Origin of the sequence: Pseudarthrobacter sp. J47 (assembly GCF_049810315.1) — a bacterium.
GTDB lineage: Bacteria > Actinomycetota > Actinomycetes > Actinomycetales > Micrococcaceae > Arthrobacter.
The window spans coordinates 266,540-278,832 of the sequence record NZ_CP187358.1 but is presented as its reverse complement, the minus strand read 5'-3'; the positions used below and the strand labels follow the sequence as shown (position 1 = coordinate 278,832).

At 66.2% G+C, this 12,293-nt stretch carries 12 protein-coding genes; 6 read left to right on the top strand and 6 right to left on the bottom strand.

Translation table 11 applies throughout. The features are described from left to right. Nucleotides 1–16: 16 nt before the first annotated feature. The 4 genes from ACPJW8_RS01330 to ACPJW8_RS01315 are packed head-to-tail and all read right to left on the bottom strand — an operon-like array spanning nt 17 to nt 3,560. Complete coding sequence (locus ACPJW8_RS01330) at nt 17–421, bottom strand: universal stress protein (RefSeq protein WP_330187939.1); 405 nt, start codon at nt 419–421, stop codon at nt 17–19. Then, on the bottom strand, nt 418–1,965 hold the full coding sequence (locus ACPJW8_RS01325; protein ID WP_330187940.1) for a tripartite tricarboxylate transporter permease: 1,548 nt from the start codon (nt 1,963–1,965) through the stop codon (nt 418–420). Before ACPJW8_RS01325 ends, ACPJW8_RS01330 begins: the two co-directional genes overlap by 4 nt. Before the next feature lie 9 nt (nt 1,966–1,974). After that, entirely contained in the window at nt 1,975–2,550 is a 576-nt protein-coding gene (locus ACPJW8_RS01320) for a tripartite tricarboxylate transporter TctB family protein (RefSeq protein WP_330187941.1), read from the bottom strand. 2 nt (nt 2,551–2,552) lie between these two features. After that, nucleotides 2,553–3,560, bottom strand: a complete 1,008-nt coding sequence (locus tag ACPJW8_RS01315; RefSeq protein WP_330187942.1) for a tripartite tricarboxylate transporter substrate binding protein — start codon at nt 3,558–3,560, stop codon at nt 2,553–2,555. 142 nt (nt 3,561–3,702) lie between these two features. Here ACPJW8_RS01315 and ACPJW8_RS01310 point away from each other — a divergent pair, with 142 nt between their 5' ends. The 5 genes from ACPJW8_RS01310 (at nt 3,703) to ACPJW8_RS01290 (ending at nt 9,516) form a co-directional block, all read left to right on the top strand. Next, nucleotides 3,703–4,587 (top strand): LysR family transcriptional regulator, encoded by an 885-nt coding sequence (locus tag ACPJW8_RS01310; RefSeq protein WP_330187943.1) that lies wholly within the window; start codon nt 3,703–3,705, stop codon nt 4,585–4,587. 126 nt (nt 4,588–4,713) lie between these two features. Then, nucleotides 4,714–5,628 (top strand): 5-dehydro-4-deoxyglucarate dehydratase, encoded by a 915-nt coding sequence (gene kdgD / locus ACPJW8_RS01305; RefSeq protein WP_330187944.1) that lies wholly within the window; start codon nt 4,714–4,716, stop codon nt 5,626–5,628. A gap of 24 nt (nt 5,629–5,652) precedes the next feature. Then, complete coding sequence (locus ACPJW8_RS01300; RefSeq protein ID WP_330187945.1) at nt 5,653–7,254, top strand: aldehyde dehydrogenase (NADP(+)); 1,602 nt, start codon at nt 5,653–5,655, stop codon at nt 7,252–7,254. Next, nucleotides 7,251–8,579, top strand: a complete 1,329-nt coding sequence (locus ACPJW8_RS01295; protein WP_330187946.1) for an enolase C-terminal domain-like protein — start codon at nt 7,251–7,253, stop codon at nt 8,577–8,579. The genes ACPJW8_RS01300 and ACPJW8_RS01295 overlap by 4 nt, the downstream gene beginning before the upstream one ends. Before the next feature lie 13 nt (nt 8,580–8,592). Further along, entirely contained in the window at nt 8,593–9,516 is a 924-nt protein-coding gene (locus tag ACPJW8_RS01290) for an AEC family transporter (protein WP_330187947.1), read from the top strand. A 14-nt stretch (nt 9,517–9,530) separates the two neighbouring features. On the opposite strand, the gene ACPJW8_RS01285 is transcribed toward ACPJW8_RS01290, so the two are convergent. Together ACPJW8_RS01285 and ACPJW8_RS01280 are read right to left on the bottom strand one after the other, a co-directional pair. After that, entirely contained in the window at nt 9,531–11,144 is a 1,614-nt protein-coding gene (locus ACPJW8_RS01285; protein WP_330187948.1) for a peptide chain release factor 3, read from the bottom strand. Between the two features lie 83 nt (nt 11,145–11,227). Then, nucleotides 11,228–11,776 carry an NUDIX hydrolase gene (locus ACPJW8_RS01280; RefSeq protein ID WP_330187949.1) on the bottom strand — a complete coding sequence of 183 codons (549 nt, stop codon included), beginning with the start codon at nt 11,774–11,776 and terminating at the stop codon, nt 11,228–11,230. Between the two features lie 156 nt (nt 11,777–11,932). Here ACPJW8_RS01280 and ACPJW8_RS01275 point away from each other — a divergent pair, with 156 nt between their 5' ends. Next, nucleotides 11,933–12,217: a hypothetical protein gene (locus ACPJW8_RS01275; protein WP_330187950.1), complete on the top strand. Its 285-nt coding sequence runs from the start codon at nt 11,933–11,935 to the stop codon at nt 12,215–12,217. Nucleotides 12,218–12,293 lie beyond the last annotated feature (76 nt).

Genomic DNA, 12,293 nt, shown 5'->3' with positions numbered 1-12,293 from the left:
TCCTGGTGGCCGGAACCTAGGACTGCGTGCCGTTGGCCTTGACGGCCAGCACGGGCCGGTCTGCCTGCATGAGGATCTGCTGGGCGTGGCTGCCCAGGATGAACTTGCCCACCTGGGTGCGGTGCCGCAGCCCGATGACGATCAGCGAGGCATCCACTTCCCGCGCCAGGTCAAGGAATTCGTCGGCGAGGTCATGCTGGTAGGGCGGCTGGAGGACCGTTGCGTTGACCCCCTCATCGGCGGCACGCTTGGCTGCCTGCGCCATGACGTCCTCTGTGGCCACCGACTTGTCCACCAGGGCACCCTGCCGGGCCGAGTTCACAATAAAGAGGTCCTGCTTGCGCAGCTGCGCCTCGGCAATTCCGGCCGTGAGCGCCGCCTCCCCCGCGGGTGTGGGGACGAATCCAACGATGATGCTCATACCTTCTCCTTGGTCTTGGTACCGGCGGTCTTGCTGGCAGCTCCGGCAGCCGCCGTCGTGCCTTTACGCTTGGCGAGTGCGCTCCGGATGCCCGGCAGCACCGCCACGAGGACGAAGACCACCAGCAGGGTGGCCGAGATGGGGCGGGTGAAGAATCCGGTGGCGTCGCCGCCGAATACCAGCAGCGAGCGCCGCAGGGAGCTTTCCAGCAGCTCACCCAGGACGAACGCGAGGACCAGCGGGCCGGGTTCGAAGCCGAACTTCTTCATGAGGTAACCCACTACGCCGAACACCACCACGAGGGTCACGTCAAACATGCTGTTGTTGATGGTGTACGCACCCAGCAGGGTGATCAGGGCCGTGATGGGGGCCAGGATGGCGGCACGGACGCGGAGGATCCTCACGAAGATTCCCACCAGCGGCAGGCTCATGATCAGCAGCAGGATGTTGCCGATGTACATCGAGTTCACCACGCCCCAGAACAGCTCCGGGTCCTGCTCCACCAGCTGCGGGCCGGGGGTGACGCCCTGGATCAGCAGCGCGCCGAACATCAGTGCCATGGTTGCGTTGGCGGGAATGCCCAGGGTCAGCAGCGGGATGAACGACGACGTTGCTGCCGCGTTGTTCGCTGTTTCCGGCCCGGCCACGCCCTCGGGGGCGCCCTTGCCGAAGCGTTCGGGGTGCTTGGAGCGCTTCTTCTCCATGGCGTAGGAGGCCATGGAGGCGATGGTTGCGCCGCCGCCGGGCAGGATGCCCAGGAAGAATCCCATGACGGAGCCGCGGCCAATGGAGCCCGAGGCCTGCTTCAGGTCCGAGCGGGAGGGCCACACGTTGGAAACTTTCGACGGCGCCTTGGCGGCCCGGTGCCGTTCCTCCAGGTTGTAGAGGATCTCGCCAAGGCCAAAGATGCCCATGGCGATGGGGACGAAGTCGATGCCGTCCGCCAGCTGCATGCTGCCGAAGGTGAAGCGGCTTTCGCCCGTGAAGATGTCCCGACCAACCGTGGCCAGGAGCAGCCCGATGGCGGCGGCGACCAGCGCCTTGGCCTTGGCGCCGCTGCTGATGGTGGCCACCAGCAGGATGCCCAGCAGCGCCAGGGCCGAGTATTCCGGGGGTCCGAAGTCCAGCGCGAAGCTGGCAACGATCGGGGCCAGGAAGGTCAGCCCGATGATGGCCGCTGTTCCGCCGATGAAGGAGCCGATGGCTGCCAGCCCAAGCGCGGTTCCGGCTTTGCCCTGGCGGGCCATCTGGTAGCCGTCGAACACCGTGACCACCGAGGAGGCTTCGCCGGGAAGCCGCAGCAGGACAGAGGTGATGGTGCCGCCGTACTGGGCGCCGTAGAAGATGCCCGCCAGCATGATGATCGCGGTTACGGGTTCCACGTTGTACGTCAGTGGAAGCAGGATGGCGATGGTTGCCGCCGGCCCCAATCCGGGCAGCACGCCGATCAGCATGCCGATCACGACGCCGATCAGGCAGTAGAGCAGGTTCGTCGGTTCCAGGACGACTGAAAATCCGTTGATCACAGGATTCAGGAAATCCATGGTGGTCTCCTAGAAGAGGTGGGGAATGGAGGTGTTGAGCGCAAGGACGAAGATCCCGTAAAACGCAATCACCACGAGGGCGCTGACCAGGAGGGTGGAGCGCCAGGTTTCGCTGCCGAGGAACCGCATCCAGATGATGCAGAGGATCAGTGCGGGGATTTCGAACCCGATCAGCGGCATCAGGGCCACCATGGCGACCAGGGTGACCAGGCCGGTGAGCGGGGCGAAGGACATCCGCGTGAACTTTTCAGCGTCACGGTTGTGCCTGCCGGCAATCAGCTGGAAGAGCCCAAGGGCCACCATCACGGCGCTGATCATAAACGGCCACAGGCCAGGCTCCGGCGCCGCGGGGGTGCCCAGGCCCATGACCAGGGAGAGCACCATGGCACCGGTTCCGACGCCGAGCACCACCAGTGAGGAGGCGGCGTTCGCCAGCGCGCCTGCCGCGGGAGGCTTTTCCTCTTCCCACTGCGCGGCCAGCTGTTCCGGGGTCAGGGCCTCGGGCATCTCATCCGGGGCGGCCCCGCCGGACGGGACGGCGGTGCTGCCGTCCCGTCCGGCGGATACTGCTGGAGTGGTCTCCATGGTTACTTGTTCCCGCCGAGGCTGATTCCGTACTGCTCAACCAGGGCCTTGTACTTTGCGGCGTAGTCCTTCCATTGCGTGGTGACTTCCTCGCCGGAGATCTCCTTCGGTGTCAGCATGTTCTTCTTGTTGAACTCCTGGTACGCCTCTGACTTGAAGGTCTCCTGGAACGATGCGAGCAGCTTGTCCTTCACGTCCTGCGGCGTTCCCTTCGGGGCGGCCACGGCGCGGTACTGGGCTACGGGAACGTCGTACCCGGCTTCCTTGGCGGAGGGAACGTCCGGCAGGAAGCTGTTGCGTGCTTCGGAGAAGACCAGCAGCGGAGTGACCTTGCCGGCTTCGATCTGCGGCATCGCTTCGCCCAGCTGGATGGTGGCAAGTTCCACCTGGTTGCCCAGGACGGCGGTCAGCGCAGGCTTGCCGCTGTCGAATGGAACATCGGTGCCCTGCACGTTGGCCTGCTTGAAGAGGACCGTCTGGGCCAGCTGGCTGCCGGTGCCTACGCCGGTGGTGCCGAAGGTGATGTTGCGGCCGGCGCCGGTGACGTCGTCGAAGCTCTTGAAGCCCGAATCAGGGCTGGCCACCAGGACGTAGTCATCCTGCGAAAGGCCGGCGATGATGTCCAGGTCTTCGATCTTGACGGCCTCGTCAGCGCTCACTGCGAGCGGTGTGATGGTGATCAGGGAGGCGGTGACCAGGATGAGTTCCTGGCCGTCCGCGGGCTTGCCGGCAACTTCCTTGGTGGCCAGGGCGCCGTTGGCTCCGGGCTTGTTCACCACGGGCATCGGCGCACCGAGTGACTTGGTGGCTCCTTCTGCCAGGGCGCGGGCGATGAGGTCGGTGCTGCCGCCGGCGGCCTGGCCAACGGTGAGCGTGACGGGCCCGTTCGGGTACTTCGACGTATCCGCGGCGCCTCCGGCCACGTTGCCGCCGCAGGCAGTGGTGAGGGCCAGCAGGGTGAGCGCCGAGGCCGTTCCGAGGACGGCGCGGCGGGACGGGAAGTGCATCATTGGAACTCCTAGTTGGCACGGTGGGCGTTGGGGCCCGGAACTTCTGTGAACCGGGTCACCCCGTTCGCTTTGACGAGTGTATGGAGCCGTTATGATGCATGTCTAAGCCCAAATCTGCATCATTTGATACCCGGAAGGCATCATGTTTACCTTTGACCAGCTGGCAGGCTTTATTGCCGTTGCCGAAGAGCTGCACTTTGGCCGGGCGGCGGAGCGGCTGAACATGACCCAGCCTCCCCTGAGCCGCCAGATCCAGAAGCTGGAAAAGACCATCGGGGCCGAACTCCTGGAGCGTGACAACAGGAAAGTCCAGCTCACCCAGGCCGGCCAGACGTTCCTGGAGGAGGCGCGGCGGCTGATGGCGCTTGCCGAGCGGGCGCCCATCACTGCCCGGCGTATTGCCTCGGGTCGCACGGGATTCCTGCGGATCGGATTCACCGCAGCCAGCGGGTTCAGCATTTTGGGCCCGTTGCTGGAGGAATTTGGCCAGATCCTGCCCGGCGTGGACCTTGACCTGCAGGAGCTGGTGACCGGTGAGCAGCTCAACGGCCTGCTGACCGGCGAGCTTGACCTGGGCCTGGCCCGCCCGCCGTTCGACCAGGAAACCTTCGACTCCCACCTGCTGTACCGGGAGTCGATGGTGCTGGCGGTGCCGTCAACACACCCCCTGGCGCAGCTGACCCGGGACATCACCCCCGAGGACTTCAAGGACGAGCCGCTGATCATGCACTCCCCCACGCAGGCCCGGTATTTCTACGACCTGGTGGTGCGGACGCTGCCCATCCGGCACGGCAACGTGGTGCATACCGTCAGCCAGATCCTGACCATGGTCTCGCTGGTGGCCGCCCGGCGCGGGGTGGCGTTCGTGCCGCACTCGGCCACGCTGCTGGGCATCAAGGGCGTGGAGTTCCTGCCGCTGGCCGGCGCAGATGATGAACAGGTGGAGCTGCACGCCATCTGGAACCGGCGGATCACCAATCCCGCGTTGGCCCGGCTGCTGCGGGATCTTGAGTTCTCCATGGAGTAGCCGAGTCAATGCCGCAAAGGTATCAATACATTCAAAAAAGCACTTAGACAGGCATCAGCGGCGCTCCTAGTCTGGGAAGGAACCATCAGCCCGCCGCCCGCGGCGCACATACCGGAGGACCACACCGTGGCAAAGTATTCACCCCAGGAACTGGCGGACACCCTCAAGGAAGGACTGCTCTCCTTCCCCGTGACGTCATTCGACGCCGATCTGCAGTTCGATGAGGAGAATTACCGCAAGCACCTCTCGTGGCAGGCAAGCTTCCCGGTGGCGGGCCTCTTCGCCGCGGGTGGCACCGGCGAGGGCTTCTCGCTGACACCGGCCGAATCCGAGCGCGTGGTCCGCGTCGCCGTCGAGGAAGTGGGCGGCCAGGTTCCGGTCCTCGCCTCAGCCGGCGGCTCCACCGCGCAGGCCATCGAAAATGCCAAGGCCGCCGAGGCCGCAGGCGCGGAGGGCCTCCTCCTGCTGCCGCCGTACCTGACCGAGGCGGACCAGGAAGGCCTGACGGAGCACGTCAGCGCCGTGTGCCGGGCAACGTCCCTGGGCGTCATCATCTACAACCGCGCCAACGCCATCTACAAGGACACCACCGTGGCAACGCTGGCGGACCGCCACGAAAACCTCATCGGCTTCAAGGACGGCGTGGGCGACCTGGAACATGATGCCCGCGTCTACGCCAAGCTGGGCGACCGGCTGTTCTACCTGGGCGGCCTGCCCACCGCGGAAACCTTCGCACTGCCCCTGCTGCAGCTGGGCATGAGCACCTACTCCAGCGCCATGTACAACTTCGTTCCGCAGTTCGCCCTGGACTTCTACCAGGACGTGCGCAACAACGACCGCGCCGCCGTCAACAAGAAGCTCAACGACTTCGTGATCCCCTACCTGGACATCCGCGACCGCGTGAAGGGCTACTCGGTGTCGATCGTCAAGGGCGGCCTGGACGCCATTGGACGCTCCGCCGGACCTGTCCGCACACCCCTGCAGAACCTTGCCCCGCAGGACCTTGCGGACCTCAAAGCACTCATCGCCACCGTTTCCTAGCCACCCCTGCACAGGAGAACAACCATGACTCTCACGGGACATTCCCTCATCGCCGGCCAGCCGGTTGCCGGTGAAGGCAAAACCACGTTCGGCCTGAACCCGGCCACCAACCAGGCCCTGGAACCGGCCTATACGCTGCTCACCGAGGACCAGCTGAAGCAGGCCACCGCCGCAGCAGCCGAAGCCTACGCTTCCTTCAGCACCCTGGACCCCGAAACCCACGCGGCCTTCCTCGAGGCCATCGCTGACAACATCGAGGCGATCGGGGACGAGCTCATCACCCGAGCCGGCCAGGAAACCGGCCTTCCCGCCGCCCGGCTGCAAGGTGAACGCGCCCGCACCACCGGCCAGCTGCGCCTGTTCGCAGGCGTTGTCCGGCAGGGCGACTTCCGCGGCGTCCGCATCGATCCCGCCATCCCGGACCGCACCCCACTGCCCCGCGCGGACATCCGCCAGCGCCAGATCCCGCTGGGCCCCGTAGCCGTGTTCGGTGCCAGCAACTTCCCGCTGGCCTTCTCGACGGCGGGCGGAGACACAGCCTCGGCCCTCGCCGCAGGCTGCCCGGTGGTCTTCAAGGCACACAACGCCCACCCCGGCACCAGCGAACTGGTGGGCCACGCCGTCACCAAGGCCGTCAAGGACCTTGGCCTGCACCCAGGCGTGTTCTCCCTCATCTACGGTCCCGGCGCCAGCATCGGCCAGGCCCTGGTTGCCGATCCCGCCATCAAGGCAGTGGGCTTCACCGGCTCCCAGGCCGCCGGCATTTCGCTGATGCGCACCGCCGCAGCCCGCCCGGAGCCCATCCCGGTGTACGCCGAAATGTCCTCACTGAACCCGGTATTTGTCTTCGAAGGCGCGCTCAAAGGCGACATAGACGCCCTGGCCGCCGCCTACGTCACGGCCGTCACCGGCAGCTCCGGCCAGCTCTGCACCTCCCCCGGCCTGCTCTTCGCCCCCACCGGCGAGGCGGGTGACAAACTTGCTGCCGCCGTCGGACGTGCCGTTGCCGCAAGTTCGGGGCAGACCATGCTCACCGAGGGCATTGCCAGCTCCTGGAACGCCGGAACCGAGGCGCTTGGCTCCGCGGACGGCGTCGAACTCCTTGGACAAGGCACCCCCGGCGCCACGGAGAACGCCCCCGGCCCGGCAATCTTCGGCACCGGCGTGGAACAGTTCGTGGCCAACCACGTGCTGCATGAGGAAATCTTCGGCGCCGCATCCTTGGTGATCCGGTACAGCTCCGTGGAAGACCTCCTGCAGGCAGCCACCCGGATCGAAGGCCAGCTCACCGCGTCCCTGCAGCTCACGGAAGAGGACTACCCGACGGCGGCACCCCTGATCCCCGTCCTCGAACAGAAAGTGGGCCGCATCATCGTGAACGGCTGGCCCACCGGTGTTGAAGTGGGCCACGCGATGGTGCACGGCGGACCGTTCCCGGCCACGTCCGACTCGCGCACCACCTCCGTGGGAACCCTCGCCATCAACCGGTTCCTCCGGCCCGTGGCGTACCAGAACCTCCCGCAGGAACTGCTCCCCCAGCCGCTGCAGGACGCCAACCCATGGCACCTCAACCGACGGATCGACGGCAACGTGGTTTCCGCCCAGGAAGCAGGAGTCAGCGCATGAGCACCCAGCCAACCATCACCGGCGTTGAAGTAGTCCCCGTGGCCGGGCACGACAGCATGCTGATGAACCTCAGCGGCGCGCACGGGCCGTTCTTCACGCGCAACGTCGTGATCATCACGGATTCGGATGGCCGCACCGGCCTGGGCGAGGTTCCCGGCGGCGAGAAGATCCGCACCACCATCGAGGAGGCCGGCGCGCTCATTGCCGGCAAGCCCGTGGCCCGGTACCGCTCGCTGCTGCGCGAGGTCGCCGCTGAATTCGCCGATCGCGACGCCGGCGGGCGCGGCCTGGAGACCTTCGATCTGCGCACCACGGTGCACGCCGTCACCGCCGTCGAATCCGCCCTGCTGGACCTGCACGGCCAGTTCCTGGGCGTGCCCGTTGCCGAGCTGCTGGGCGACGGGCAGCAGCGCAGCTCCGTCCCCATGCTGGGCTACCTCTTCTTTATTGGCGACCACGCCCGCACGGACCTGCCCTACCTGGTAGAGGATGCTCCGGCGGACCGCTGGGAGAAGCTGCGCCGGCAGGAGGCAATGACTCCGGAAGCCGTCGTCGCACTCGCCGAAGCCGCGCAGGAACGGTACGGATTCAGCGACTTCAAGCTCAAGGGCGGCGTGCTGTCCGGCGACGACGAGGTGGACGTTGTCACGGCCCTCGCCCGCCGCTTCCCGGACGCCCGGGTGACGCTGGATCCCAACGGCGGCTGGCTGCTGGAAGACGCCATCCGGCTGGGCAAGCGGATGCAGGGCGTTGTGGCGTACGCGGAGGACCCCTGTGGAGCCGAAGGACGCTTCTCCGGCCGGGAAGTCATGGCCGAATTCCGCCGGGCCACCGGTCTGAAGACGGCCACGAACATGATCGCCACGGACTGGCGGGAAATGTCCCACGCCATCCGAAGCAACGCCGTGGACATCCCGCTGGCCGATCCGCACTTCTGGACCATGCACGGCTCGGTCCGGGTGGCCCAGATGTGCCACGAGTTCGGCCTGACCTGGGGCTCGCACTCCAACAACCACTTCGACATCTCGCTGGCCATGTTCACGCACACCGGCGCCGCAGCTCCGGGCGAGATCACGGCACTGGACACGCACTGGATCTGGCAGGACGGCCAAGGCCTCACCCGTCAACCGCTCCAGATCAGGGACGGCGCCATCGAGGTTCCGGACGCCCCGGGACTGGGCATCGAACTGGACCGCGAGGCGCTGGACAAGGCGCACAAGCTGTACCTGGAGCACGGGCTGGACGCACGGGACGACAGCATCGGCATGCAGTACTACATTGACGGCTGGTCCTTCGACCCCAAGCGGCCCTGCCTGGTCCGCTAGCAAGGGCGCGTTTGTGGGCGGCGTTGTCTCCGGGATCCTGATTGTCTCCATCGTCATTGCCGTGGGCTATTTCGCCGCCCGCTTCCGGATCCTGGGCCCGGAAGTCCAGGGGGCGCTGACCCGGACCGCCTACTACATCACCAACCCGGCGCTGCTGTTTACCGTGGTGGCCGGCAGCGACATCCGCGCTGCCCTGGGCACGGACGCCCCGCTGGCGCTGCTTTCCGCAGCGGCAGTGGGGCTTCTGTATTGGCTGCTGAGCTTCCTCTTTTTCCGTCGCCCTGCCGCGGAGACTGCCGTGGGAGCCATGGCCAGCACCTACGCCAACGCGAACAACATCGGCATCCCGGTGTCCCTGTATGCGGTGGGGACGGCGCAGCACGTGGCGCCGGTGCTGCTGGTCCAGCTCCTGGTGCTGGCGCCGTTCTACCTGACCGTCCTGGGGCTGGTATCAGGGTCCAAAATCTCCTGGAAGAAGGTGTTGGTCCAGCCCTTCGCCAACCCCATGATCATCGCCTCAGCGCTGGGAGTGGTGGTGGCGCTGACGGGCTGGACTGCGCCTGACCTGCTGCTGAAACCCATCGAAATGCTGGCCGGCGCGGCGGTGCCCATGGTGCTGCTGGCCTTTGGCCTGTCCCTTGCCGGCCGGTCCCCGCTGCAGAAGGGGGACGGCAGGGCCGAGACCCTGGTGGCCACGGCGCTCAAGCTGGCGGGAATGCCCGTCATTGTGTGGCTGCTGGGCAGGTTCGTCTTCGGGCTTGAGGGGCAGCACCTGCTGGCCATCGTGATCATGGCCGCGCTGCCCACCGCCCAGAACGTCTTCCTGTTCGCGTCGCCGTACGGCCGCGGAATGACAGTGGCCCGGGACGTCATCCTCTGCACCACGCTGCTGAGCGGCGGCGCGCTCCTGCTGATTGCCTGGCTGCTGACGCCCTGATCTTACTTCGCGGCTTACTTGGCGGGGTTGTGCGTTCCGATGGGCACCAGGCTCAGGTCCGGGTGGTTCTTCTCGATCCGGCGCAGCGCCCAGACGTCGTTGAACAGGGCAAGGTACTCGCCGTCGGACCGCAGCAGCACCTCAGCGCCAGGCACGTTGGCCAGCACGGGCATGGCGTCCGCCGTCGTAATCCTTGCCATGGAGTAGTTGAGGCGCTCCAGGCGCATGGGCGCGCTGAAGTCGTGCGCCATGCGGTCCTCCACCACCTCGAACTGCATGGGGCCGACGGCGGCAAGCACGGGAGCCTGGTCACCGCGGACGTCGGAGCGGAGCACCTGGATGACGCCCTCGTGCTCGAGCTGTTCGATGCCGCGGCGGAACTGCTTGAAGCGGCTGGGGTCCTTGGAGCGGGCCACCTGGAAGTGTTCGGGGGCGAACAGCGGGATGGCCGGGTATTCAACGGGTTCCTCGATGAAGAGGCTGTCGCCCACGCGGAGCGAAGATGCGTTGACCAGCCCTACGACGTCGCCGGGGTAGGCCTCGTCAATCACTTCGCGTTCGCGGCCGAACACCTGCTGCGCGTATTTGGTGGCGAAGGATTTTCCGGTGCGCGTCTGGGTGACCACCATGCCGCGCTCGAACACGCCGGAGCAGACGCGGATGAAGGCCACGTGGTCCCGGTGGGCCTTGTTCATGCCGGCCTGGACCTTGAAAACGAAGCCGGAGAAGGGGGATTCCACAGGGCGGGGATCGCCGTCGATGTCCGGGCGCGGTGCTGCGGGCGGGGCGAAATCGACCAGCGCATCCAGCAGTTCCTTCACGCCGTAGTTGAGCGCGGCTGAGCTGAACAGGATGGGGGTGGCCTTGCCCGCGTGGAAGCTCTCGACGTCGAACTCCAGGTTGGATTCGATTACCAGGCCGGCTTCATCCACGGCGTCAGTCCAGTTGCTGCCCTGGGTTTCCGCAGCTTCTTCCGGGGTGAAGTACTCGGTGAGGGCGATCTGGGCGCCGGCGTTGTTGCGCTGGAACCGGGCGAAGCGGTCATTGCGGAGGTCCCAGACGCCGCGGAAGTCGCCGGAAATGCCAACGGCCCAGGTCAGCGGCATGGGCTGCAGGCCGGTGCGCTCGGTGATCTCGTCCATCAGCGCCAGCGCATCCAGGCCCGGGCGGTCCCACTTGTTGATCACGGTGATGATGGGCAGGTTGCGCTGCTTGCACACCTCGAAGAGCTTCATGGTCTGGGTTTCCAGGCCCTTGGCGGCGTCCACCAGCATCACTGCGCAGTCCACGGCGGCCAGGACGCGGTAGGTGTCCTCGGAGAAGTCAGCGTGGCCCGGGGTGTCCAGCAGGTTGATCACGGTGTCCCGGTAGGAGAACTGCAGCGCCGCGGAGCTGATGGAGATGCCGCGGTCCTTTTCCATCTGCATCCAGTCGGACACGGTTTCCTTGCGGTTGGCCTTGCCGCTGGACGCGCCGGCGGTGCCGATCACCTTTGCGTGCAGCGCCAGCGCCTCAGTCAGCGTGGACTTGCCGGCGTCAGGGTGCGAAATAACAGCAAAGGTCCGACGCCGGGCCGCCTCTTTGTGAATCTCTTGGACTCGGGCGGGGCTCAGGACATCTTGGGACACGGTGCTACTTTCGCTGCGGCCAAGGATCCGGGCCGTCTGTTGGGGAATTGTGTGGGCTTGGTCTGGCAAGCCAAGTTCCAAGTTTATCGCAGGGGCGGGACCAGTGACATTGCCCTGTGGCGGGCGTGATCCAGGCGTGCGCCAAGGCCCGCCGGTACCTGTGCCGGCAACTCGTTGACGTTGAACCAGCGGACGTCTTCGCTTTCCTCGCTGACGGAGGTGCTGGTTCCTGGATCAGCGAGGGCGGCGAAGCCCACGTCCCAATGCGCCTTGCAGGAGAAGCCGGAGTGCAGTTCGTGCCGGTCCAGGTCCACTATGTCCGTAGAAAGCAGTCTGAGGCCGCTGATCCCGGACTCCTCGCGGGCTTCCCGCTGCGCCGCTTCCGCCACATTGGCATCCTGCAGCTCGATGTGGCCGCCGAACTGCACCCAGAACTGCCCCTTGCGGTGGAAGCACAGGAGCACCTGGTCAAACCCTGGCGAAAAGACGAAGCAGGAGCCGGTGACGTGCTCCGGTCCGCCTTCCCTTCGCAATGCCGCGTCCCCGGCCGATTCCACAAACTTCAGGTAGGAATCCCGTGGCCCGGATTCAGGGAGTTCCTTGAGGGCGGCAAGCAGATGATCAACAGGCATCCTGCCATCTTGCCGCACACCGGTTCCGCCGTCGAAGGCAGCCACTTAACCCACGCGAAACGGCGAATTCAAGACTGCGAAATATCCCGCGGATACTTTGGTCCCGTGAACACAATTCCCGGTGTCCTGTCACGCTTAGAACGGAAGTGATCCGCCATGGCCGCCACCTTTTCCGGTCTCTTTTTTGATCCTCTGTCCACGTCCGGGCCCGCTGGCCCCGCTGGCGCCTTGGGGTCGGCTGCACCGACCGCTGCCGCCGTCGAACCGCCGGTGAAGGCGGCCCAAAATCCGCGGACGGACCATGCGAATGCGCAGGTGCGGCACCGGAACCACCGGCCGCAGGAAAGCCGTGCCGCCGCACTGCAGAAGGTCTCCAGGGATCTTGAACTGCTCTCCCGACGCCGGGCCGCGGGTCAGCGGCTGACCGCACCCCAGGCCTGACCACTCCGGAGTTATCCGGCACCCTGGAAAGCCAAAATGCCCTCCCGGCACACCGCCGTCGTAAGCACTTCACGGC